Below are 21,897 nucleotides of genomic sequence, written 5' to 3'. Positions count from 1 at the left end.
TATCCCGGCCGCCTCCGGTGACCTCCGCTCGTGTGCTCGACACGGCACTCACCTCCCGCCCGTCTCGGTCCGTGCCGGCCGGGAGCAGGTCCCGGCCGCGTGCTCAGCCCTCGACTACCCCGAACCGGCCCGCTCACGGCTCCCGGCCCGCCTCCGGTTTTCCCGTCCGCGCGGGCGGGCGTGCCGGCGGCCGTGCGGGCGTCCGCGCGGACGGGGGAGCGGCCGTCGGGGGACAACCTCGCGCGCAGGCGATCGAAACCACGGGCCGTGGGTACGGATGGGACGCCCCTTCCGCCCGCCCCTCGGCCCCAGCAGAGGAACACCATGGACGACCTGTCTCCCCACCGCGACTCGGCGGACGTCATCGTCGTCGGCGCCGGTCCCGCCGGCTGCAGCGCCGCCTATCACCTGGCACGGGAGGGCCACGACGTCCTGCTCCTGGAGAAGGCCACCCTCCCCCGCGACAAGATCTGCGGTGACGGCCTGACCCCGCGGGCCGTGAAGGAGCTCGTCGGGATGGGCGTCGACGTGACCGGGGACGGCTGGGTCAGAACCCGGGGCCTGCGCGCCCACGGCTCGGGCACGACGGTGGAGATGCCGTGGCCCGTCGTGGCGTCCTTCCCCGACTACGGGCTCGTCCGGGCCCGCGCAGACTTCGACCACCTGCTGGCCCGCCGGGCCGTCGCCGCCGGCGCCCGGCTGCTCCAGGGAACCCAGGTCACCGAGCCCGTCCTCGACACGGCCACCGGGCGCGTCACCGGCGTGGTGGCACGGCGGGGCGACGCCTCCCGCACCTACCGGGCCCCCTTGGTGGTCGCCGCCGACGGCGCCTCCAGCCGGCTCGCCGTCGCCCTCGGCCTCCAGCAGCGCAGGGACCGTCCCATGGGCGTGGCCGTACGCCGCTACTACACCGCACCGCACCGCAACCGCGACCACCTGGAGGCATGGCTCGACCTGGAGACGCGCGACGGCCGCGGCCGGACGTACATGCCGTTCGGCTACGCGTGGATCTTCCCCGTCGGCGACGGCGCCTTCAACGTGGGGCTGGGCACCTTCCACATCGGACGCGGGCCGGAGGTCGACCACCGGCGGCTGTTCCGGGAGTGGACCGCCCGTCTGCCCTCGGCCTGGCACTTCGACGAGGACCACGCCACCAGCCCGCTGCGCGGAGCGCCCCTGCCGGCCGGACTCACCCGACGCCCCCAGTACACCCGCGGCCTGCTCCTGACCGGCGACGCCGGCGGAATGATCAACCCGCTGAGCGGTGAGGGCATCGACTACGCGATGGAGTCCGGCCGGCTGACCGCGGAGACCGTCACGCGCGCGCTGGCACGGCCCACCGCCCACGCGCGCGAGGAGGCCCTGCTCCGCTACCCGGAGGCCATCCGCGAGGCGTACGGGCGCTACTTCACCGTGGGGCGGCTCGTCGTGCAGGCCCTGAACCATCCGCGGGTGATGAAGGTCGTCGCCACCAGGAGCCTCCAGCGGCCCGTCCTGCGGCGGTTCATGTTCAAACTCTGGTCCAACCTCACGGACCCGCACAGCCCCGACGCGCTCGACCGCGTGATCACCGCCCTCCAGCGGGCGGTCCCCGCGGCCTGACCCCGGCGGCCCCTCCCTGGCGGCCCGAGCCTCCGCGGCCTTTCCCTGGCGGCCCGAGCCTCCGCGGCCTTTCCCCGGCGGCCCGAGCCCCCGCGCCCCTTCCCCGGCGGCCCGAGCCCCCGCGTCCCGTTCCCGTCGCTGGGCGGTTCGGCCGGTGCGGACGGGGCACCCGGAAGGGTGCCTATGAGGGGAGAGTCAACATGTCCACGACCGGGTCCACGGGATCCAGAGGCAGCAACGGGTCGGGGGGGTCCACCGGGCCGTCCGGGGCGACGGACGCCGGCCGGAGCGCCGTGCGGACGGCGGCCCGCGCGGGCTTCGTCGCGCGGGGTGTGCTCTACATGCTGGTCGGAGCGCTCGCCGTTCGGATCGGCTTGTCGGGTGCGCGCAGCAAGGAACAGGCCGACCGGGGCGGGGCGCTGGCCGAGGTCGCCTCGTCCCCGTTCGGAACCGTCCTGCTGTGGGCGCTCGGGCTCGGTCTGGCGGGCATGGCGCTGTGGCGGCTCACGGAGGTCTTCCTGGGCGCCGCCGGTCCGAACGGCGACCGCGCGACCCGCCGCGCCGCCTCCGCCGTCCGGGCCGTCTTCTACGCGGTCGTGGCCTTCCTGGTGCTGACCTTCGCGGTGGGCGAGCGGGGCAGCGGCGCCGGCTCGACCGACCGGCAGAGCCAGGACGTCACCGGCCGGCTTCTCGGCCTCCCCGGCGGGCAGTGGTGGGTCGGCGCGGTCGCCGCCGGCGTGCTCGTCGCGGGACTGTGCGTGGCGGGCTCGGCGCTGCTGCGGCGCTTCCGCAAGCGTCTGGAGTGGGGACGGATGTCACGGCACCAGCGCCGCTTCATGAACGTGACCGGTGTCGCGGGCGGTGTCGGCCGGGGACTGGTGTTCGCCGCGGTCGGCTTCTTCGGTCTGAAGGCGGCGGTCACCTTCGACCCGGCCCAGGCCAAGGGCGTCGACGACGCGATCCGCTCCTTCGCCCGGACACCGGTGGGCCCGTGGCTGCTGATCGCCGTCGCCGTGGGGCTCCTGCTGTTCGGACTGTTCTCGCTCGGGCAGGCCAGGTGGCGCAAGATGTGACGCCGACGCCGACGCCGACGCCGACGCCGACGCCGACGCCGACGCCGACGCCGACGCCGACGGGGCGGGGCGGGAACCGTTTCCGGTTCCCGCCCCGCCCCGTCGCCTCGGCCCGAGCCGGCCGGCAAGACCGCCGGGTCGCCGCGGTGTCGCGGGTCTCAGACCGCCCCGCGCCAGGCGCCCGTCGCGTCGCCGCCGCGGTCCTCGATGAAGGTCTTGAACCGCTTCAGGTCACCCGACACCTTCCGCTTGACGAAGCCGAGCTTGTCGCCGACTGTCTCGGTCAGCCCCTCGGGATCGAAGTCCATCTGCAGCATGACCTTCGTGCGCGCGTCGTCCAGGCGGTGGAAGGTGACCACGCCGGCCTGACGGGCCTCGCCGTCGACCGTCGTCCAGGCCACCCGCTCGTCCGGGATCTGCTCGGTGACCACGGCGTCGAACTCCCGCCGCACACCGCCGATCTCGGTCACCCAGTGCGTCAGCGTGTCCGTGCGCTGCTCGATCCGCTCCACGCCGTCCATGAACCGCGGGAACGTCTCGAACTGCGTCCACTGGTCGTACGCGGCGCGGACCGGCACGTCGACCTCGACGGACTCCTCGACCTTCGACATGGGATCTCCCTTTCGTTCGTCGGGACCGTCCCCGGGATGCCGGGAACGGTGTGTCACCGGTCCTCGCGTATCCCGTGCCGCCGGGATCACACCTCCCGTGGCCCTCCGGCCGCGGATGAGGAGTGCGTTCCGGGGCATGAGCCGAACATGGCAACGGACGCGATATCCGGCCGCGGGCCGGGAGAAGAGGAGCCGGGACGGCGCGAGACCCCGGCCGAACGGGCCGACCGGCGGTGGACGGAGATCGTCCAGGAGATACGGGTCGCGCAGACCGGCGTGCAGATCCTGCTGGGCTTCCTGCTCACCGTGGTCTTCACCCCGACCTTCCGGCAGCTCGGACAGACGGACAAGACGATCTACATCGTCACGGTCGTGCTGGGTTCGCTGGCGACCGGGGCCCTGATAGGCCCGGTGTCCCTCCACCGGATCGTGGCCGGACGGCGCATCAAGCCGCAGGCGGTCGTCTGGGCCGCCCGGCTCACCTTCGTCGGCCTCGTGCTGCTGCTCGCCACGCTGACCTCGGCGCTCCTGCTCATCCTGCGCGTGGCGACCCACGACGGCTACGTCCCCTGGCTGGTGTCCGGCGTCCTCGCCTGGTACCTGATCTGCTGGTTCGTCCTGCCCGCCTGGATCCGCATGCGGCACACCGGAGACAACGGCGGGTGACCGCCCGCCGGGCCCCGGCGGGCGGCGCCGGTCAGGAGAACACCAGGCAGGCCGCCGCCGGCACCCGCACCGCACCGGCCGGGCTCAGCCCGCCGTCCGCCGGATCCACCGCGAACCAGGTGACGTCCCCGGACCACTCGTTGACCACGTACAGCAGACGCCCCGAGGCGTCCGTCACGAGATCGCGGGGCCAGTCGCCGCCGCACGACACGACACCCGTCACCCGGGGCCGGTCGGCGCCGTCTGCCAGGGACAGGGTGTGGATCCGGTTCGTGCCGCGCACCGCGGCCCACGCGAAGCGCCCGTCCGGCGCGAACAGGACCACGGACGGGTAGGCCCGCACCCCGGCGGGGACGTCCTCTCCGCCGACCTTCAGCTCCGTCACCGGTTCGAGCCGTCCGGCGCCCGGGTCCCAGTGGCACACCGTCAGCCGGGGCATCAGCTCGTGCAGGACGTACACGACGTCCTCGTACGGGTGGAAGGCCAGGTGCCGCGGCCCGGACCCGGCCCGCAGCGCCGTCTCGGCGTGCGGGCGCGGCGCGCCGGAGTCCGGGTCGAGCGCGCACACCCTCACCGAGTCGGTGCCGAGGTCCACGCTGAGCAGCCAGCGGCCGCTGGGATCGGGCAGCACCTGATGGGCGTGCGGGCCGGTCTGCCGCTCGGGGTCGGGGCCCGCGCCCCGGTGCGCCAGCACGGCCGGCGGCCCCGCGGGCGAGCCGTCGGGGCGCAGGGCCAGGCTGCTGACGCTGCCCGTCCCGTAGTTGGCGGTCAGCAGGCGGCCCGCGGCCACGCTGAGGTACGCGGGTCCCGCGCCGCCCACGTCCACGGGCTCCCCGAGCGGCGCGAGCCGCCCGTCACCGGTGCGGAAGGCCGCCGCCCGCCCCTGGTCGGCGTCGCTCACGGCGTACAGCACCCCGGTGTCCCGCACGAGGGCCAGGCACGACGGATTGACGAGGGAGTTCACCGTCGTGACGGGGGTGAGTGCCCCGTCGGCCGGGTCGACCGAGGCGACCGTGATGCCGTGGCCGCCGCCCGACGTGAACGAACCGATGTACGCCCACCGATCGCCCCCCGGCGCCCCGGGCTCCGCCCGCGCCGTCCGCTCCGCCCGCCCTGCCCTCTCTGTTCGCTCTGTTCGCTCTGTTCGCTCAGCTCCGTTCATGGGTCGCCCAACGAAGCGGCGCGCCACCTGGTCACCGCCCGTTGGGCCGTTGGGATCTCCGGTTCCGGGCCGAAGATCGCACAAGGAGGCATGGGGTAGGGAGCTCGGGGCAGAAGGCGCCACGGAGGTCGATATACATGGTTCCCCTGATTCTGGTTCTTCTGCTCGCGCTCATCCTGTTCGGAGCGGGTTTCGCACTGAAGGCACTGTGGTGGATAGCCGCCATCGTGCTGGTGCTGTGGCTCGTCGGGTTCGTGGCCCGGCCACGCGGTGGCAGCGCGCGCTGGTACCGCTGGTGACCGACCGCTGACGCGGTACCGACGGCACGGCGCCGTCGGTGCCGAGGGGCCGTTCCGGAAGATCCGGGACGGCCCCTCGGCGTACCGCGGGAGCCGCTGGCAGACTGACCGTCGACCTGTCCGAAGGAGCAACCCCGTGTCGATGATCCACCGCCTGCGCAGCGCCGTCCGCCGGACGTACCGGCGTGCCGTGGACCTCAGCCACCCGGCGCGCTCGCCGCTGGGCAGTGCCGTCGTCAACTGCGTGGTGTACGCGGACGGGGTGCGGCAGGAGGACTGCCGGTCGGCCGAGGAGGCGCTGCGGCGGGTACGGCGCGGGCACGGCGGCGACGGTTTCGTGTGGATCGGGCTGCACGAGCCGGACGAGAAGGAGTTCGCCGGCCTCGCCGAACTGTTCGAGCTGCACCCGCTCGCGGTGGAGGACGCCGTCCACGCCCACCAGCGGCCGAAGATGGAGCAGTACGACGACGTGCTGTTCTCCGTCTTCAAGACGGTCCGGTACGTGGAGCACGAGGAACTCACCGCCACCAGCGAGGTGGTGGACACCGGTGAGCTGATGGCCTTCACCGGACCCGACTTCGTCATCACCGTCCGGCACGGCGGACACGGCTCGCTCGGCCCGCTCCGCGAGGCCCTGGAGACGGCTCCCGAGCAGCTCGCCAAGGGGCCCTCCGCCGTCCTGCACGCCATAGCCGACCACGTCGTGGACGACTACCTGGCGGTCGCCGACGCCGTGCAGGACGACATCGAGGCCATCGAGACCGCCGTCTTCTCCGAGCAGACGGACCGCGGCGACGCCGGCCGCATCTACCAGCTCAAGCGCGAACTCCTCGAACTCAAGCGGGCCGTGACCCCGCTGGGCCGGCCGCTGCAGCGGCTCGCCGCCGAGCCGTTGCCGATCGTCGCGCCCGAGATCCGCGCGTACTTCCGGGACGTGGTCGACCATCTGGCCCGGGTCAGCGAGCAGGTCGCGTCCTTCGACGCCCTGCTCGACTCGATCCTCCAGGCCCATCTCGCCCAGGTGACCGTGGCGCAGAACGAGGACATGCGCAAGATCACGGCCTGGGCCGCGATCGTCGCCGTCCCGACGATGGTGTGCGGCGTCTACGGCATGAACTTCGAGCACATGCCCGAACTGCGCTGGACCTACGGCTACCCGGTGGTGATGGGCGTCATGGCCCTGGCCTGCTTCGTCATCCACCGCGGCTTCCGCCGCAACGGCTGGCTCTGACCGGGGCCGCGCCGAAGTGTGCGGCGCCCCGTGCCGGGTAGCCGCGCCGGTGACGCGTCCGTTCCCGCGAGGAAGGACCCCACCATGGACACGAGCGAGGGCGCTCCGCGCGTGGTCGTGGGCGTCGACGGCTCACCCGAGTCGTACGGGGCGCTGCGGTGGGCCGTGCGGCACGCCCGGCTCATCGGGGCGACCGTGGACGCGGTGGCGGCCTACGACGTCCCGGGGGCGATCGGCTGGTCCGCGTCGACCGTGGACGCCGAGCTCGACGGGAGACAGGCCCGCCAGGACATGGCCGAGGAGCTCGGGTCCGTGCTCGGCGAGGGGGACGACGTGCCGGTGACGGAACACGTGGTGCGGGGCCACCCGGCCCAGGTGCTGATCGAGGCGTCCAGGGGAGCCGAGCTGCTGGTCGTGGGCAGCCGCGGGCGCGGCGGCTTCACCCGCCTGCTCCTCGGCTCCGTCAGCGGGCAGTGCGCCGCGCACGCCCCCTGCCCGGTCGTCATCGTCCGCCCGGAGGCGCTGCCGGAGCCCCTGCCTGAGGAGCCGTCCGACCCTGGGGATCACCGGAACCCTGGTCGGCGCTGAGATTGATCATGGTCGACCAGCACGGTGATCGTCCCCAGAGCAGGGGTTCGCTGAAGGGTTCGCCGATCATGAGCGGGGCGCTGCGGTCCGCCTCGTGCCGGTGGACCTCTCGCCCCCCGGTGGCAGCGGATGCCCGGTCACGGCCGTAGGGCCGCCTCCGCCTCGGCTTGCTCGGTGTCCGGGGCGTCCGGGGCGTCCTCGCGGTGGAGGAAGGCGCCCAGGAGGTCGCCGACGGGGTGGTCGGCCTCCAGCGGGTGGCGCAGGGCGACGCTGGAGTCGATGGTGTAGCGGTTGCGGCGGCCCACCCGGGTCCGGGTGAGGTACCCGGCCGCCTCCAGGTCGGCGACGATGATCTGCACCGCCCGCTCGGTGATGCCGATGCCGGCTGCCACGTCCCGCAGCCGCACTTCCGGGTCGCGGGCGAGCCACAGCAGCACCCGCGCGTGATTGGTCAGGAACGTCCATTGGTCGCCGCGTGCCGATGAGCTGCTCATGACCTCCATCATACGAAGCCTGGTTCGCGTATTCATCCACTCGTGCGAACCTTTATTAGCGAAAAAGTTTTCGCGTAATTGTTGACGCATGTCCGGTCGGAGGGTGACGCTGGAGGGGATTCCTCCCGTTCAGGAAGGCGGGCAGCGCCATGACCCGACCGATCTCCCACCCCGCACGCGACAGCGTCCACCGCCCCCCAGGTGCGGGTCTGGTCCAGCCGGTGGCGGCGGTGCTCACCGACCGCCTCGACGATGTCGCCGTGGCCGAGGCCGCCGCCCGCATGGCGCTCGCCCGCCGCGTCCCGCTGCTGCTGATCGCCGTGATGCCCCCGCACGTGCGCCGCTCCGCCGGCCCGGCCTCCGCGCCGGTGCGGGCGGTCCTGGCCCGGGTCATGCCCAAGGTCGGCCCGCACCCCACCGGCCGCATCCCCGAGGTCTTCCACCTCCCGGTGGGCCGGGGTTCGCGGCTGGCGGCGGCCAAGGAGCTGTTGGCGCTGGCCGGCCGTCACCGGGCCCCCGACGTGCTGGCCTCGCGCCACGGCCCGCACGGGATCGACGCCCACACCCTGATCGAGGCCGCGGCCCTGCGCGGCGGCCCGTTCGTCCACGCCGTCGCGCCCGCCTCGTGGGTGCCCCTGCAACCGTCCGCGCCGCCCGCGGCCGACCGGCCGTCCGGCTCCTGGAGAGGAAACGTTTCGCGATGAATGACCTGTCGTTCACGGTCCCGTTGTGGGTGTGGGCCGCCGTCACGGCCGGCATCTGTGTGATGCTCGCCGTCGACCTGATCGCCCACCGCGACAACCACGTCATCGGCTTCAAGGAAGCCGCGGTCTGGAGTGGTGTCTGGATCGCCATCGGCCTGGGCTTCGGCCTGATCCTGCTGGCGTGGCAGGGCGGTGAGGTGTCCTCCACCTACTACGCCGGCTACCTGATCGAGAAGGCCCTGTCGATCGACAACGTCTTCGTCTTCGCGCTGGTCTTCTCCTTCTTCGCCGTTCCCGACGCCTACCAGCACAAGGTCCTCTTCTGGGGCGTCCTCGGGGCGTTGGCGGCCCGGCTGGTGTTCATCTTCGTCGGCGCCGAACTGCTTCAGGTGTTCTTCTGGACCGCGTACCTCTTCGGTGCGTTCCTGATCTGGACCGGTTGGAAGATGGCCGTCTCCAAGGACGAAGAGGTCCACCCCGACCGCAACCCCGTCGTCCGCCTGGTCAGGAAACTCGTCCCCACCGACGCGAGGTTCCACGGCGACAAGTTCTTCGTCCGCATCAGCGGCAAGCGCATCGCGACGCTGCTGTTCGTGGTCCTGGTCGCGGTCGAGGCCACCGACCTGATCTTCGCCGTCGACTCCGTCGCCGCCGTCCTGGCGATCACCACCGACACCTTCCTGGTGTGGACCGCCAACGCCTTCGCCGTCCTGGGCCTGCGGAGCCTGTACTTCTGCCTCGCCGGACTGCTGCGCCGCTTCGCCTACCTCCACTACGGACTGGCGGTCCTCCTCGTCTTCGCCGGCGTCAAGCTCATCCTGTCCGAGACTCCCGTCGGCAAGCTCCCCATCCCCGTCACTCTCGGCGTCATCGCCCTCACCATCACCGTCTCCATCGCCTGGTCCCTGATCGCCACGCGAGGCCAGACCACCCACACCGACGACCAGGCCGCCGACACCGAGGGAGGCGAAACCGGTGAAACGGGTCGGCCGACCGCCGCTCCCGCACCCCAGCGGCCCGCTGCCACCCGCAGCCCGCACACCACGGACCCGTCATGACCACGACGCCCGGGTTCGGCGGACCGCTCGTGCGGTGGTCCACGTACGACCGCCCGGCCCGAAACCTGTTCCTCGGCGAGTCGTGCCGACCGCCGGCCTGGTCCTGCTGGTCCCCGGGCCGGCCCGTACGACACGCCTGCGCATCGCACCCGTCGCCGTGGCGGGCGCGTACATCGGCGCCGCCCACTGGTTCACGTCCTCGGCCTCGTTCGCGAACCCGGCGGTGACGGCCGGCCGTGCCGTCACCGACACCTTCGCGGGCATCGCGCCTGGACGAGGGCGGTCGCCCCGGCCCTCGTCCAGCTCGGCACGACCCGCCCCGCACCTTCCTGCGGCTGACGGAGGACCGGCACTCCATACGGGCGGCGGAGGTCCCGTACCGCGTGTCGTGGCGCTGTACAGAACCCGAGGAAACGTATCTGTGCATCCATGACCAACCACATGGGACATCCGCTGGACGTACGACTGCGCGAGCGTTTCGGCGACGAGGCCGACTGGCCGGAGGCGACCGGTCTCATCGCCCCCTACCTCCGCATCGTCATCGACGCGCTGGGGCCGGGGGACGCCGTCACGTTCCTGACCGCGGTGCGCCACGCGCTGGAGGAGGAGGAGTCCCGGGCAGGAACGATTCACCTCGGCTTCGGCGCCCATCTCTGGGCCCGGCTCGAAGCCGTCTCCTGGGGGAACTCCCTCGCCAAGACCTCGGCCTGGGAAGCGGCGCTCACCATGCACCGCCTCGCCGTGCTCGCCCCCGAACCCGGCCTCGGCGCCCACGTCGACTGCGCCCTGCGGGCCTGCCTCGCGCTGCGCGTCCCGGCCGCCGGCTGACGGCGGACAGCGGCGGGACAGCGGCGGGACGGCCGCGGGACGGCGGCGGGCGAACGGCCGCCGGCCGCCGTCGCATGGCCGGAAAAAACGCTTGGACCGTGCGGGCGGCCGTGCGGGACACTCCCCATTCTGACCTGAAAGCCCGACAAGACAGGGTTGGAATGGGAACGCCCGAATCACAAGGAAGTCCACCGGGCCAAGGCCCGGTCCTCCTCGCACTGCGCTACTACGGCCGGGAGTTGGCCCGCCTGCGGTGGCTGACCGCACCCGCGATGCTGCTCCCGGCCCTCGGCAACATCGGCATCGCCTACATCGCGCCGCTGCTCGTCGCGAAACTCGTCGGACACATCGCCGGGAGCGGCGACGGCGGCCAGGCCACCGGACTCGGCGCGATGCTGCCGTACGTCCTCGCCTTCGCCGGGGTCCTGCTGCTCTCCGAAGCGCTGTGGCGCGTCGGACTGCACTGCCTCAACCGCCTCGACGCCCGTGGCATCGAGCACCTCTACATCATCGGCATGGACGAACTCTTCGCCAAGGACGCGGCGTTCTTCCACGACAACTTCGCCGGGTCGCTCACCAAACGCGTCCTCAGCTTCGCCTCGCGCTTCGAGGAGTTCGTCGACACCCTCACCTTCAACGTCATGGGCAGCTTCGTGCCGCTCGCCTTCGCGTCCGTGGTCCTGTGGACGTACGAGCCGCTGCTCGTCGTCGGCCTCCTGGTGATGATCGCCCTCACGGCCGTGTGCGTGACACCGCTGATCCGCCGCCGCCAAGCGCTCGTCGGCGAACGGGAGGAGGCCATCGCCCGGGTGTCGGGACACGTCGCCGACAGCCTGATGAACATGGACACGGTCCGCGCCTTCGCCGCCGAGGAGCGCGAGGCGGCCGAGCACCGCTCCCGCGTCGCCGAGTCCCGACGGCTCACCCTGCGCTCGTGGGACTACGGAAACCTCCGCATCGACACGCTGGTCGCGCCCCTGTCCGTACTGACCAACGTCCTCGGCCTCGTCGTCGCCCTGTCCCTCGGCGCCGGACAGCACGGCGTGGAGGCGGTCATCGTCGCCTTCACCTACTACTCCAACGCGACCCGGATCATGTTCGAGTTCAACCAGATCTACCGCCGACTGGAGAGCTCGATGACGGAGGCCGCCCAGTTCACCGAACTCCTGCGCACCCCGCCGACCGTGACCGACCCCGAGTCGCCCGAGCCCCTGCGCTCGCCCCGCGCCGCCGACGTCCGGTTCGAGCGCGTGACCTTCACCCACGGGGGCGGCAAGCCGCTCTTCGAGGACCTCGACCTCGACGTGCCCAGCGGCACCCGGCTCGGCCTCGTCGGCCGCTCCGGCGGCGGCAAGACCACCCTCACCCGGCTGCTCCTGCGCATGACCGACGTCGACGCCGGCCGCATCCTGATCGGCGGCCAGGACATCAGCCGGATGGCCCAGGCCGACCTGCGCAGCCTGATCGCGTACGTACCCCAGGAACCGGCGATGTTCCACCGCACCCTGCGGGAGAACATCGCCTTCGCCCGCCCCGGCGCCACCGACGCCGAGATCCGGCGCGCCGCCGAGGCCGCCCACGTCACCGAGTTCGCCGACGCGCTGCCGGACGGCTTCGACACGATGGTCGGCGAGCGCGGGGTGAAACTCTCCGGCGGCCAGCGCCAGCGCGTCGCCCTCGCCCGCGCGATCCTCCGCGACGCCCCGATCCTGCTGCTCGACGAGGCCACCAGCGCCCTCGACTCCGAAAGTGAGATCCTCGTGCAGGACGCCCTGTGGCGGCTCATGGAGGGACGCACCGCGCTCGTCGTCGCACACCGCCTCAGCACCGTCGCCGGCATGGACCGGCTGGTCGTCCTCGACCGGGGACACGTCGTCGAACAGGGCACCCACCAGGAACTGCTCCTCGCCGACGGACCGTACGCGAAGCTGTGGCAGCACCAGTCGGGCGGCTTCCTCGACGACGCCCCGGCCGCCCCGGCCGCGGCGCACTGAACGAAGGAACCACGTGGAAGCCATGCTCATATCGGCCCTACGGGCGGGGGACACCGACGCCGTGGAACACCTGCTCCTGGCGGGCGCCGACCCCGACGTACGCGACGCCTCCGGATCCCCGGCCCTCTGCGTGGCGATCGAGTGCCGTGCCGCACCCGCCGCCCGACTCCTCGTCGAACACGGCGCCGACCGCCGGCGCCACGGACCGGACGGCGCACGGCCCTTGCACAAGGCGGTCGACTCCGGCTCCCCGGCGCTGGTCGAGGCCGTGCTCAGCGGCCGGCGGGGGCAACCCACCGGCGAGGCCGAGCTGCGGGAGGCGCGCGACCTCGCGCGGCACTGGTACGAGACCGGCACCGAAGCCGAACTGCGGCGCCGCACGGGCGCGCCCGGCCCGGCGGCCCGCACCCGCGTCCGGGACGGCGAGTTCCACCTCGTCGACGAGCTCGCGCTCGGCGGGGCGACCGTACGCGACGGGCACCCCGCCGTCCTCACGGACCTGGAGGCCCGGCTCGGCACCGTCCTCCCCTTCGACGAGCTGAGGGAACGCGCGCTCAGCCGCCCCCGCCAGGAGCACCCCGCCTGGTCGTCGTCCGTGACGCTCCTCGCCCAGCGCCGCGACGAGGACACCTGGCGGGCGGCGCGGGCCCTGCGCACCCACCCCGACCCCGTACACCGGCTCTTCGGCGCCGAGGTGCTGCGTCTGATCCACCTCTTCGACGAACGGGACGAGGACCCCTTCGCGGCCCCCGCCCTCGGGCTGTTCACGGACTGGGCGGCCGCCGAGGAGGACCCCGCCGTGCTCGCCGAGCTGCTCGTCGGCCTGTCCGAGCAACCGTCCCCGCACGTCGACGCGGCCCTCCTGCCGCACGCGGAGCACCGGGACGCCCGCGTGCGGCACGCCGTCGCCGCGGGCTTCGACACCGGCGCCCCGGCCTTCGCCCCAGCGGTCCGCGACACGCTGCTCGCCCTGCTGACCGACCCCGACGCCGACGTCCGGCAGCGCGCCTGCTCCACCCTCGCCTCCGGCAAGGACCGGACCCCCGCCCTCGCCGACGCCATGGCCCGGCTCCTGGACGACCCGGTCCGCCGGGTCCGCGTCGCCGCCGTCCACGGCCTCGCCCGCCACGACGACGAACGCTGCGTCGAGGGCGACCGACGCCTCCCGCCGGCCCCGCCCGGCACGCCGCACGAGTACGAACTCGACGAGGTCTGGCGCTACGAGATGCGCCGCGACGGCCCCGGCCGGCAAGGCTGACCGGGGCCGCGTGAACGCGCAGCCGTCGGCGCGGTCCACGCGGGGCGCGCGCCCCGTCCCCACGCTCGGGGTGGGGACGGCGCCCGACGTGTCGGCGTCCCCGGGCTACGACCCCCAGGCCTCGAACTCGTAGATCCTGGCCGCCGGATCCGAGGTCTGGGTCGGTGTGGTGATCACCAGGCGGACGTGCCGGGCCGTCACGGAGACCGGGTGCGTCGTGGTCGCCGCCGTGTTGCCGGTGACGGTCGCGACCGTGGTCCACGGTGCGCTCGCGCCGTCACGGACCTCCAGGCGGAAGTCCCGCGTGTTCCAGCTCGCGCTCTCGCCGCCCGCCGCCGCGTGCTTCACCACGAAGCGGTTCAGGGTGCGGGCCGCTCCGAGGTCCACCTCCAGCCACTTGGCGGAGGTCGTCGTGCACCATTTGTCGGTGTTGCCGCCCGAGGCGCTGCCGTTGACGGCCTTGGCCGGCGTCTCCGACGAGTTGCACTGCCCGGAGGCCGTCGCCGGCCGGTTCAGCGCGAGGTTGGCGTCGGCGGTCGCCGACCAGGTGACCGTGGTGCTCGCGGCGGGGGAGCGGCCGAACTCGGTGGAGACCGCCTCCACGTCCAGCGTCGTCGACGTCTCCGTGCCCGCCCGCTCCAGCTTCGGCACGAAGTAGCTGTCGTTGGGGGTGGCGCCCAGGAAGGTGCGGGAGCCGTCCGCGTTGCGGCGGTGGACCTCGTAGTGGTGCACCGCACCGGTGCCGGGCCCTGGCGCGGAGGCCGTCCAGGCCATCCGCAGCGACTTGGTGCCCGCGCCGGTGTCGCTCGCGCCGAGGACGACCGGCGCGGTCGGTGCCGCCGGGGCGTCCACCGTGCCGTCGTACAGCGCGATCTGGCCCACCCTGATGTCGTACGCGGACGCCGTGCCCGTGGTCTGGAGACCGATCTGCGCCACCGTGCGACCGGCGTACGCGGACAGGTCGAGGGTCTTGCGCTCCCAGCCGGCCGTGGTGGTGGAGCCGAGGTCCAGGGTGGTGAAGGCGGCCGGCGCGTCGGTGAAGGACACGGCCGCCTTGAGGCGGGTCGGGCCGGCCGCCGGGGTCTTCACCACCACGGACAGCCGGGTGTCGGCGGCCACGGGCAGCCGCGTCTGGTAGAGCCGTACGGTGTTGACGGCGTCGAGCGTGCCCGTGAGACGGAGCGCCGAGCCGCCTTCGTAGGCGTCGGTGAAGTCGATCGACGGCTTGAGCTTCGTCCCGGCGGACTGCACCAGCCACCGGTAGGTGGGCGGCACGTCCTGGAGGGACAGGTTGTTCCAGCCCGCCGAGGACACGCGGACTCCGGCGGAGTGGTGGAAGTCGCCCTGGCCGGCGTTGAAGGAGGTGACGAAGGGTTTGGCGGTGACCGGAGAGGACTCGGCGACGTAGTGCGCGAGGCCCTTCCAGGCGGAGGTCGTCGTGGTGTTCGACGGGTCGCCGTTGGCGCCGTCCCAGAAGCGGGCCTCGCGGGCGTAGGAGTCGGCGCGGTCGGCCGAGGAGTTGTGGGTCCACTCGGGGCGGTAGATGCCGAGCGAGGTGGTGTGCGGCTGTCCGGACGGGAAGACCGCGTTCCAGGGGGCGGAGGTGTTGTAGCCGTTCGCCTCGGTGTCGATGCCCGCGAACAGCTCGTACTCCGCGCGGCCCAGACCGCGGGCCAGGGTGCGGGAGGAGCCGAGGTCGGCCGCGTCCCAGCCGAAATCGAGGAACATCGAGTCACTGGTGCGCTGCGAACCCTCCTGGAGGAAGGCGTCGTTGGCGCTGGTGAGCGCGTCCTGCCAGGTCACCGATCCGGACTCGGTCATCGCGTCGTACCACATGAACTCGACGGGGCCGAGGGAGCGGGCGTAGCGCATGGCGTTGCGCAGCTCGGTCGCGAGGGCGGCGTCGCCGCCGGCCGTCTCCTGGTTCACGAACCAGCCGTCGAAGCCGTAGTGGCGTGCGACCTGGGCGAGCTTGTCGGCGACGGGGTAGCGGGTGCCGGACTTCTGGACGAAGTCACGGACCCACTGGATCTGGCCGCCGTAGGCGGTGGGCGGGAAGAAGACCGTGCCGTACACCTTGACGCCGTTGCGGTGGGCGGCGTCGATCACGGTCGGGTTCGGCGCCAGGATCAGGCCCTCCCCGGCGGAACCGCCCCAGAACACCAGCGTGTCGACGTACTGCCAGTGTCCGAAGGCGTAGTAGCGCGGGTCGAGTGACCCCTGGGACGGGTTGTTCGACGTCGGCGCGAAGGACACCAGTGAGGCGATCCTGCCCTCGCCCGCGCGGGCGTTGGCGTTCGCCTTCAGCGCGGGATCGGACACGCGGGGCGCGAGGGGCACGCGGGAGCGGTTGAAGCGTGCGTCGGGATCGGTGGCCGGATCCCAGTTCAGGATCGAGTTCGGGTACCAGTAGGAGGCGTGGGGTTGCCCGCCGGACGCGGTGGAGACAACGTTGTCGGGGGACGGTGCCGACGCGGGCGCCGACGGGGGGGCCGACGCGGAGGCGCTCGGCAGGGCGACGAGCCCGAGCGTCGCCGCGGACAGTGCGGCGGCCAGCAGGAGGTGCAGGGGTCTTCTCATCGGAGCTCCGGTCCAGCGTGAGGGGGAAGGGGCTGGTGGTGCCGGTGGCGCGATGTACGGGATGGTGCGGTGCCGAAAGCTAAAAGGCTTTAGTGAGCGGAGTCAAGGTCTGGGGCGCGGCCGGCGTCCGCGGGGGCCGCCGTGCTCTCCCGGACCGTGAGCCGGGGCGTGGGGTTCTGGACGTCGTGGGCCGAGGACGGGTCGTCGACCAGGGCCAGCAGGGCCGTCGCGACCTGCTCGCCGAGGGCGAAGGTGTCCCGGGAGAGGGCGGTGAGCGAGGGATGGACGATCCGGGTGAGGGCGGAGTCGTCGAAGGAGACGATCGACAGCTCGCCGGGGACCGGCACGCCCATCTCGGACGCGACCCCGAGCCCCGCCACCGCCATCACGTCGCTGTCGTAGACGATCGCCGTCGGACGCCGCCGTCCCGGCCGGGCGAGCAGCGCACGGGTGGCCGCGGCGCCCTCCGCGTCGCTGAAGTCGGTCGGTACGGAGACGGCGTCGGTCAGCCCCAGCCGCCGCGCCGCGTCCCGCACGGCCCGGATCCGGCGCCGGGTGTGCTGGAAGGAGGGCAGGCCCGCGAGGTGGGCGATCCGGCGGTGGCCGAGGGCGGCCAGGTACTCGACGATCGAGGTCATCGCCGCCCGGTCGTCCGCCCACACGGCGGGCAGACGGCCGTGCCGGCCCGGACCGCCGAGGACGACCGTCGGGGTGCCGAGCTCCTCCAGGACCGGGATCCGCGGGTCGCGCACCTGGAGGTCGACGAGCACGAAGCCGTCCACCCGGTGCTCGGAGGTCCACCGCCGGTAGACCTCGATCTCGGCGGCGGTGTCCTCGACGACGAGCAGCTGGAGCGCGGTGCCGCGGGTGGAGAGGGCGGCCTGGAGGCCGGAGAGCAGCTGGCCGAAGAAGGGTTCCAGGCCGATCGTGCGGGCGGGCCGGGCCAGCACCAGCCCGACCGCCCCGGCCCGGGCACCGCCGAGGGCCCGGGCGGCGCTGTGCGGGCGCCAGTTCATCCGTTCCGCGACCCGCAGGATCCGGTCGCGGGTGGCCTCGCTGACCCCCGGGCGGCCGTTGAGCGCGAAGGAGACGGCCCCCTTGGAGACCCCCGCCTCCCTGGCGATGTCGGCGATGGTCGGTCTCGCCATCGGTCGCCCCCTCGTCCCGCGCGTTTCCGCACGCTCTCTTGACACCGGAGTTTAGCCGGGAGCATAGTCCCGCATCGCTAGACCGGTTTAGTCAAGGCACGTCCCCAGCACATCCCGCGCCATGCCAGAGCAAGCGCCAGAGCAAGGGAGACACCTCGTGCGAGACCAACGCGTGCGACGCATTCGAAGGAGCCGGTGGGCGCGGTGGACGGCCGTCGCCGTCGCGGCCGTGACCCTCGCCGGCTGCGGTCTCGGCGGAGCCGAGGACTCCGGAGCTCCCGGCCCGGTGACCACCGGCGGCGAGGTGAAGGGCAGGGTCTCGCTCCAGACGTGGGCCCTCAAGCCGAAGTTCACCGCCTACGTGGAGGGCGTGATCTCCGGCTTCGAGAAGAAGTACCCGGGCGTCGAGGTCGAGTGGCTCGACCAGCCGGGCGAGGGCTACGCGGACAAGGTCCTCAGCCAGTCCGCCGGCGGCACGCTGCCCGACGTCGTCAACCTGCCCCCGGACTTCGCGCTGCCGCTGGTCAAGCAGAACCTGCTGCTCGACATCGGCAAGGCGGACCCCGCCGTGCGGGCCGACTACGTCGAGGGCGGCCTCGACGCGTACCGCTTCCCCGGCCACGAGGGCACCTACGGCTACCCCTGGTACCTCAACACCGACGTCAACTACTGGAACGGCGAGCTCCTCACGAAGTACGGGCTCGACCCGAAGAAGCCCCCGGCCACCCTCGACGAACTGGTCACCGCCGCCCGCACCGTCAAGGCGAGGTCCGGCGGCCAGACGTACCTGATGAGCCGCAAGCCCAACCTCATGGACCTCGCCAACGCCGGCGTCCCGATCCTCTCCGGCGACGGGAAGACCTTCACCTTCAACACCCCCGAGGCCGCCGCCGTCCTCGACACCTACCGCGCGGCCTACACCGAGGGCCTGCTCCCCAAGGACGTCCTCACCGAGACCTACGCCGGCAACACCAAGCTCTTCAGCTCCGGCACCGCCGCCTGGACCACCGCCGGCGCCAACTACATCACCAGCCTCGCCACGGACAACCCGACCCTCGCCCCCAAGGTGGTCTCGTCCCCGGCCATGGGCACCCCGCCGCTGTACGTCCAGGGCCTGTCCGTCCCGAGGAGCACCAAGAACCCGGCCGCCGCCCTGGCGCTCGCCCGCTGGGTGACCAACGCCGACAACCAGGCCGCGTTCGCCCGCGAGACCAGCGTCTTCCCGTCCACCACGGCCTCCGCCGCCGACCCGTTCTTCAGCCGGAGCGACGGCAGCAACGCCGGCGACGCCAAGGTCACCGCCTTCCGCTCGCTGGCCTCCGCCCGCGTCCTCGAACCCGTCCAGGCCAACGACGCGATCAAGACCGTGATCAACCAGCAGATCGCCCTCGCCATCAGCGGCCGGACCGGCTCCAAGGAGGCCCTGGACACCGCGGTCGCCCGGGCCAACCAGCTCCTGAAGGACTGACGTCGATGACCCACCGGCGCTGGTTCACGCCCTGGCTGCTCGCCGGTCCCGCCCTCGTCTGGCTGGCCGTCTTCAACCTGTGGCCCGCGGTCAACACGGTGATCCTGTCCTTCACCAACGCCAGACCGCTCGGCGGAGGACACTTCACCGGCCTGGACAACTACCACCGGGCCCTCGACGACGACCAGCTGACCGACGCCCTGCTCAACAGCGTCGTCTACCTGCTGGTCTGCCTGCCCCTGCTCACCCTGCTGCCGCTGCTGCTCGCCCTCCTCGTGGAGAAGAAGCTCCCCGGCATCACCTTCTTCCGCACCGCCTTCTACACCCCGGTCGTCGCCTCCGCGGTCGTCGTCGGCATCATCTGGGGCTGGGTGCTCGACGAGCGGGGCCTGCTCAACGGCATGCTGCACCAGCTCGGCCTCGCCGACCGGCCGGTCTCCTTCCTCACCGACCGCTGGCTGCTGCTGTTCAGCGCCATCGCCCTCACGGTGTGGAAGGGGCTCGGCTACTACATGGTCATCTACCTGTCCGCGCTCGGGAACGTCGGCCGGGAACTGCACGAGGCCGCCGCCGTCGACGGCGCCTCCGCCGTCCGCAGGTTCTGGCACGTCACCCTGCCCGGCGTGCGCCCCGCGATGCTCCTGATCTCCGTCCTGATCTCCGTCTCCGCGCTGCGCGTCTTCTCCGAGCTGTACGTGCTGTCCAACGGCACCGGCGGCCCCGGCGGGCGCGACATGTCGGTGGTCATGCTCATCCAGATGTACAGCCGCGGCTTCACCGGGCACATCGGCTACGCCTCCGCCCTCAGCGTGCTGCTGTTCCTCCTCACCGTCGGACCGATGCTCCTGCTGGCCCGGCTCAACCGGAAGGCGGCGTGAGCGCATGAGCTCCGGCAGCACCGGCCGCAACCCCTCCGCCACCGAGAAGGCGGTGCGCTACCTCCTCCTCGTACTCGTCCTGCTCCTCACCATCGGCCCCTTCCTGTGGCAGCTGTCCACCTCGCTCAAGGGCCCCGGCGAGGACGTCTGGTCCCGCACCCCCGGCTTCCTGCCCGAGGACCCCACCTTCGCCAACTACCTCCAGGTCGCCGACACCATCCCGGTGTGGACCTACGCCGCCAACTCGCTGATCGTGGCCGCCGTCGCCGTCGCCGGGAACGTCGTCGGCGCCACCCTCGCCGGCTTCGCCCTGGCCCGGCTGCGGTTCCGGGGAGCCCGGCTCGCCCTCGGCCTCTTCGTCGCCACCCTGGTGCTGCCCGGCGAGGTCACGATCGTCTCCCAATACGTGACGGTCCGCAGCCTCGGCCTGACCGACACCCTCCTCGGCGTCGCCCTGCCCGGCGCCATCGCCATGCTCAACGTGCTGCTCATGTACACCGCCTTCCGGGCCGTCCCGCCCGAACTCGACGCCGCCGCACTGGTCGACGGCGCCAACGTCCGGCAGCGGCTCGTGCACGTGGGCCTGCCCAGCGTCCGCGGCATGCTGAGCGTCGTCGTGATCTTCACCTTCATCGGAGCCTGGGACGACTTCCTGTGGCCGCTGATCGTGCTCAACGACCCCAGCCGCTACACGCTCACGGTGGGAATCCAGTACCTCGACGGCACCTTCTCCGCCAACCCCCGGCTCATCGCCGCCGGCACCATGATCGCCTTCCTGCCGATCGTGGCCGTGTTCGCGGTGCTCCAGCGGTTCTTCTTCAGGGGGGTCGAGGAGGGCGCGATCAAGGGATGACCACCGCGCGCCCCGGGACAACCCGGGCTCCCGCCCCGCCACCGCCGCGCCCGCCAAGGGACCGCACCCGCGAAGGGACCGCACCCCGCATGACGAACCCCCGGCACCGCCCCGGCCCGCGCTTCGGCGTCAACTACACCCCCAGCAAGGGCTGGTTCCACCACTGGCTCGACTTCGACCTCGACGCCGTCCGCGCCGACCTGGACTCCGTCGCCGCCCTCGGCCTCGACCACGTCCGCGTCTTCCCGCTCTGGCCGCTCTTCCAGCCCAACCGCGCCCTGATCCGCCCCAGGGCCCTCGACCAGCTCGGCCGGCTCGTCGACGCCGCCGGCGAACGCGGACTCGACGTCGCCGTCGACGGCCTCCAGGGCCACCTGTCCAGCTTCGACTTCCTGCCCGCCTGGACCCGGACCTGGCACCGGCGCAACCTCTTCACCGACCCCGAGGTCCTCGACGGCCAGACCACCTACCTGCGCACCCTCGCCGCCTCCCTGGCCGACCGGCCCCACTTCCTCGGCATGACCGTCGGCAACGAGATCGACCAGTTCTCCGGCGACCCCCACCCCGACCCCGACCGCATCACCCCCGCCGAGGCCGACGCGTGGCTGCGCCGCATGCTCGCCGCCTGCGAGGACGGCGCCCCCGGCCGGCTCCACCTGCACGCCACGTACGACGCCGCCTGGTACCTGGACGACCACCCCTTCACCCCCGCCCACGCCGCCCGCCTGGGCGCCGCGACCGCCGTCCACTCCTGGGTCTTCAACGGCACCGCGCAGCGCTACGGCTCCGCGTCCTTCGAGGTCGGACAGCACGCCGCGTACCTCATCGAACTGTCCAAGGCATGGGCGCAGGACCCCCGCCGTCCCGTCTGGCTCCAGGAGGTCGGCGCCCCCGCCCCGCACGTCCCGACGGACCGCGCGGCCGCATTCACCCGGACGACCGTCGCCGCCGCGCTCGACTGCCCGGATCTGTGGGGTATCACGTGGTGGTGCTCCCACGACGTCGACCGCTCGCTCGCCGACTTCCCGCAACTCGAATACGGACTGGGCCTCTTGACCAACGACCGGCGGGTCAAACCGGCCGGCCGGGCACTGGCCGCCGCCGTCGCCGAGGCCCGAGCGTCCGCGGACCCGCCGGCCACCCGGAGCACCGCGCTCGTCGTCGACCTCCCCGACGACGCGCCCGAGCGCGCCGCATGCGGTCCCGGCGGCCGGTACTTCGACGCCTTCATGCGGCTCGCCGCGGACGGTGCCCGCCCGGCCGTGGTCCTCGCCGACCGCGCCGCCGACCCCGCCCACCTCGCCGCCCGCGGCATCACCGAGCTCGTCGCCCCCGGCGACCTCGTCCCCGCCGCGCGCACCTGACCCGCTCGCATCCGCTCCGCTGAATTCCGTCCCGCCGC

20 protein-coding genes and 1 pseudogene are annotated in these 21,897 nt (G+C 72.8%); 16 read left to right on the top strand and 5 right to left on the bottom strand.

Annotated features, from left to right (window positions below):
* The first annotated feature begins 324 nt into the window (after positions 1-324).
* Both ABD954_RS03190 and ABD954_RS03185 read left to right on the top strand, forming a co-directional pair.
* The gene (locus ABD954_RS03190; protein WP_345484201.1) at positions 325-1,602 is read left to right on the top strand and encodes a geranylgeranyl reductase family protein; all 1,278 of its coding nucleotides are present in this window, start codon (positions 325-327) and stop codon (positions 1,600-1,602) included.
* Positions 1,603-1,802: 200 nt separating this feature from the next.
* Positions 1,803-2,675, top strand: coding sequence for a DUF1206 domain-containing protein (locus ABD954_RS03185; RefSeq protein WP_345484200.1), 873 nt, complete (start codon positions 1,803-1,805; stop codon positions 2,673-2,675).
* Between the two features lie 158 nt (positions 2,676-2,833).
* Here ABD954_RS03185 and ABD954_RS03180 read toward each other — a convergent pair whose 3' ends face one another.
* Positions 2,834-3,286: an SRPBCC family protein gene (locus ABD954_RS03180; RefSeq protein WP_345484198.1), complete on the bottom strand. Its 453-nt coding sequence runs from the start codon at positions 3,284-3,286 to the stop codon at positions 2,834-2,836.
* 147 nt (positions 3,287-3,433) lie between these two features.
* Here ABD954_RS03180 and ABD954_RS03175 point away from each other — a divergent pair, with 147 nt between their 5' ends.
* Positions 3,434-3,952, top strand: a complete 519-nt coding sequence (locus ABD954_RS03175; RefSeq protein ID WP_345484197.1) for a DUF6328 family protein — start codon at positions 3,434-3,436, stop codon at positions 3,950-3,952.
* A 31-nt stretch (positions 3,953-3,983) separates the two neighbouring features.
* On the opposite strand, the gene ABD954_RS03170 is transcribed toward ABD954_RS03175, so the two are convergent.
* Positions 3,984-5,114 carry a lactonase family protein gene (locus ABD954_RS03170; protein ID WP_382746015.1) on the bottom strand — a complete coding sequence of 377 codons (1,131 nt, stop codon included), beginning with the start codon at positions 5,112-5,114 and terminating at the stop codon, positions 3,984-3,986.
* 137 nt (positions 5,115-5,251) lie between these two features.
* Between ABD954_RS03170 and ABD954_RS03165 the strand changes: the two genes are divergently transcribed.
* The 3 genes from ABD954_RS03165 to ABD954_RS03155 all read left to right on the top strand — a co-directional run bounded on the left by ABD954_RS03165 (position 5,252) and on the right by ABD954_RS03155 (position 7,232).
* A complete protein-coding gene (locus ABD954_RS03165) occupies positions 5,252-5,413 on the top strand; it encodes a DUF5670 family protein (RefSeq protein WP_345484196.1) in 162 nt (53 codons plus the stop codon).
* Positions 5,414-5,555: 142 nt separating this feature from the next.
* On the top strand, positions 5,556-6,644 hold the full coding sequence (gene corA, locus ABD954_RS03160; RefSeq protein ID WP_345491936.1) for a magnesium/cobalt transporter CorA: 1,089 nt from the start codon (positions 5,556-5,558) through the stop codon (positions 6,642-6,644).
* An 84-nt stretch (positions 6,645-6,728) separates the two neighbouring features.
* Positions 6,729-7,232 carry a universal stress protein gene (locus ABD954_RS03155; RefSeq protein ID WP_345484195.1) on the top strand — a complete coding sequence of 168 codons (504 nt, stop codon included), beginning with the start codon at positions 6,729-6,731 and terminating at the stop codon, positions 7,230-7,232.
* Between the two features lie 137 nt (positions 7,233-7,369).
* Here the strand turns inward: ABD954_RS03155 and ABD954_RS03150 are convergent, their stop codons facing one another.
* A complete protein-coding gene (locus ABD954_RS03150; protein WP_345484194.1) occupies positions 7,370-7,726 on the bottom strand; it encodes a helix-turn-helix transcriptional regulator in 357 nt (118 codons plus the stop codon).
* Between the two features lie 149 nt (positions 7,727-7,875).
* Between ABD954_RS03150 and ABD954_RS03145 the strand changes: the two genes are divergently transcribed.
* From ABD954_RS03145 to ABD954_RS03120, 6 genes and pseudogenes are all read left to right on the top strand, one after another.
* Positions 7,876-8,430 (top strand): universal stress protein, encoded by a 555-nt coding sequence (locus ABD954_RS03145; RefSeq protein ID WP_345484193.1) that lies wholly within the window; start codon positions 7,876-7,878, stop codon positions 8,428-8,430.
* The gene (locus tag ABD954_RS03140; RefSeq protein WP_345484192.1) at positions 8,427-9,488 is read left to right on the top strand and encodes a TerC family protein; all 1,062 of its coding nucleotides are present in this window, start codon (positions 8,427-8,429) and stop codon (positions 9,486-9,488) included. The genes ABD954_RS03145 and ABD954_RS03140 overlap by 4 nt, the downstream gene beginning before the upstream one ends.
* Positions 9,489-9,502: 14 nt before the next feature.
* A pseudogene (locus ABD954_RS33545) lies at positions 9,503-9,921 on the top strand (hypothetical protein); the annotation flags it as partial.
* Positions 9,918-10,316 (top strand): hypothetical protein, encoded by a 399-nt coding sequence (locus ABD954_RS03130; RefSeq protein ID WP_345484191.1) that lies wholly within the window; start codon positions 9,918-9,920, stop codon positions 10,314-10,316. The pseudogene ABD954_RS33545 and the gene ABD954_RS03130, both read left to right, overlap by 4 nt.
* A gap of 161 nt (positions 10,317-10,477) precedes the next feature.
* A complete protein-coding gene (locus ABD954_RS03125; RefSeq protein WP_345484190.1) occupies positions 10,478-12,310 on the top strand; it encodes an ABC transporter ATP-binding protein in 1,833 nt (610 codons plus the stop codon).
* 22 nt (positions 12,311-12,332) lie between these two features.
* On the top strand, positions 12,333-13,568 hold the full coding sequence (locus tag ABD954_RS03120; protein WP_345484189.1) for an ankyrin repeat domain-containing protein: 1,236 nt from the start codon (positions 12,333-12,335) through the stop codon (positions 13,566-13,568).
* Positions 13,569-13,673: 105 nt separating this feature from the next.
* On the opposite strand, the gene ABD954_RS03115 is transcribed toward ABD954_RS03120, so the two are convergent.
* Both ABD954_RS03115 and ABD954_RS03110 read right to left on the bottom strand, forming a co-directional pair.
* On the bottom strand, positions 13,674-16,148 hold the full coding sequence (locus tag ABD954_RS03115; protein WP_345484188.1) for an endo-beta-N-acetylglucosaminidase: 2,475 nt from the start codon (positions 16,146-16,148) through the stop codon (positions 13,674-13,676).
* A gap of 89 nt (positions 16,149-16,237) precedes the next feature.
* Positions 16,238-17,296, bottom strand: a complete 1,059-nt coding sequence (locus ABD954_RS03110; protein ID WP_345484187.1) for a LacI family DNA-binding transcriptional regulator — start codon at positions 17,294-17,296, stop codon at positions 16,238-16,240.
* A gap of 157 nt (positions 17,297-17,453) precedes the next feature.
* Between ABD954_RS03110 and ABD954_RS03105 the strand changes: the two genes are divergently transcribed.
* The 4 genes from ABD954_RS03105 (at position 17,454) to ABD954_RS03090 (ending at position 21,859) form a co-directional block, all read left to right on the top strand.
* Positions 17,454-18,764 (top strand): ABC transporter substrate-binding protein, encoded by a 1,311-nt coding sequence (locus ABD954_RS03105; protein ID WP_345484185.1) that lies wholly within the window; start codon positions 17,454-17,456, stop codon positions 18,762-18,764.
* 5 nt (positions 18,765-18,769) lie between these two features.
* Complete coding sequence (locus tag ABD954_RS03100; RefSeq protein WP_345484183.1) at positions 18,770-19,642, top strand: carbohydrate ABC transporter permease; 873 nt, start codon at positions 18,770-18,772, stop codon at positions 19,640-19,642.
* A 4-nt stretch (positions 19,643-19,646) separates the two neighbouring features.
* On the top strand, positions 19,647-20,495 hold the full coding sequence (locus ABD954_RS03095) for a carbohydrate ABC transporter permease (protein ID WP_345484182.1): 849 nt from the start codon (positions 19,647-19,649) through the stop codon (positions 20,493-20,495).
* Positions 20,496-20,584: 89 nt separating this feature from the next.
* Positions 20,585-21,859, top strand: coding sequence for a glycoside hydrolase 5 family protein (locus ABD954_RS03090; protein ID WP_345484181.1), 1,275 nt, complete (start codon positions 20,585-20,587; stop codon positions 21,857-21,859).
* Positions 21,860-21,897: the final 38 nt, after the last annotated feature.

Source organism: Streptomyces roseoviridis (genome assembly GCF_039535235.1).
GTDB lineage: Bacteria > Actinomycetota > Actinomycetes > Streptomycetales > Streptomycetaceae > Streptomyces > Streptomyces roseoviridis.
Note: the sequence above shows the minus strand (reverse complement) of the source record. Positions and strands in the feature narration are given on the sequence as shown.

Excerpts from the sequence above, each read along its gene's own strand:
- ABD954_RS03190 (WP_345484201.1), top strand. The coding sequence starts at position 325 with ATGGACGACCTGTCTCCCCACCGCGACTCGGCGGACGTCATCGTCGTC.
- ABD954_RS03185 (WP_345484200.1), top strand. The coding sequence starts at position 1,803 with ATGTCCACGACCGGGTCCACGGGATCCAGAGGCAGCAACGGGTCGGGG.
- ABD954_RS03180 (WP_345484198.1), bottom strand. The coding sequence starts at position 3,286 with ATGTCGAAGGTCGAGGAGTCCGTCGAGGTCGACGTGCCGGTCCGCGCC.
- ABD954_RS03175 (WP_345484197.1), top strand. The coding sequence starts at position 3,434 with ATGGCAACGGACGCGATATCCGGCCGCGGGCCGGGAGAAGAGGAGCCG.
- ABD954_RS03170 (WP_382746015.1), bottom strand. The coding sequence starts at position 5,114 with ATGAACGGAGCTGAGCGAACAGAGCGAACAGAGCGAACAGAGAGGGCA.
- ABD954_RS03165 (WP_345484196.1), top strand. The coding sequence starts at position 5,252 with ATGGTTCCCCTGATTCTGGTTCTTCTGCTCGCGCTCATCCTGTTCGGA.
- corA (WP_345491936.1), top strand. The coding sequence starts at position 5,556 with ATGATCCACCGCCTGCGCAGCGCCGTCCGCCGGACGTACCGGCGTGCC.
- ABD954_RS03155 (WP_345484195.1), top strand. The coding sequence starts at position 6,729 with ATGGACACGAGCGAGGGCGCTCCGCGCGTGGTCGTGGGCGTCGACGGC.
- ABD954_RS03150 (WP_345484194.1), bottom strand. The coding sequence starts at position 7,726 with ATGAGCAGCTCATCGGCACGCGGCGACCAATGGACGTTCCTGACCAAT.
- ABD954_RS03145 (WP_345484193.1), top strand. The coding sequence starts at position 7,876 with ATGACCCGACCGATCTCCCACCCCGCACGCGACAGCGTCCACCGCCCC.
- ABD954_RS03140 (WP_345484192.1), top strand. The coding sequence starts at position 8,427 with ATGAATGACCTGTCGTTCACGGTCCCGTTGTGGGTGTGGGCCGCCGTC.
- ABD954_RS03130 (WP_345484191.1), top strand. The coding sequence starts at position 9,918 with ATGACCAACCACATGGGACATCCGCTGGACGTACGACTGCGCGAGCGT.
- ABD954_RS03125 (WP_345484190.1), top strand. The coding sequence starts at position 10,478 with ATGGGAACGCCCGAATCACAAGGAAGTCCACCGGGCCAAGGCCCGGTC.
- ABD954_RS03120 (WP_345484189.1), top strand. The coding sequence starts at position 12,333 with ATGCTCATATCGGCCCTACGGGCGGGGGACACCGACGCCGTGGAACAC.
- ABD954_RS03115 (WP_345484188.1), bottom strand. The coding sequence starts at position 16,148 with ATGAGAAGACCCCTGCACCTCCTGCTGGCCGCCGCACTGTCCGCGGCG.
- ABD954_RS03110 (WP_345484187.1), bottom strand. The coding sequence starts at position 17,296 with ATGGCGAGACCGACCATCGCCGACATCGCCAGGGAGGCGGGGGTCTCC.
- ABD954_RS03100 (WP_345484183.1), top strand. The coding sequence starts at position 18,770 with ATGACCCACCGGCGCTGGTTCACGCCCTGGCTGCTCGCCGGTCCCGCC.
- ABD954_RS03095 (WP_345484182.1), top strand. The coding sequence starts at position 19,647 with ATGAGCTCCGGCAGCACCGGCCGCAACCCCTCCGCCACCGAGAAGGCG.
- ABD954_RS03090 (WP_345484181.1), top strand. The coding sequence starts at position 20,585 with ATGACGAACCCCCGGCACCGCCCCGGCCCGCGCTTCGGCGTCAACTAC.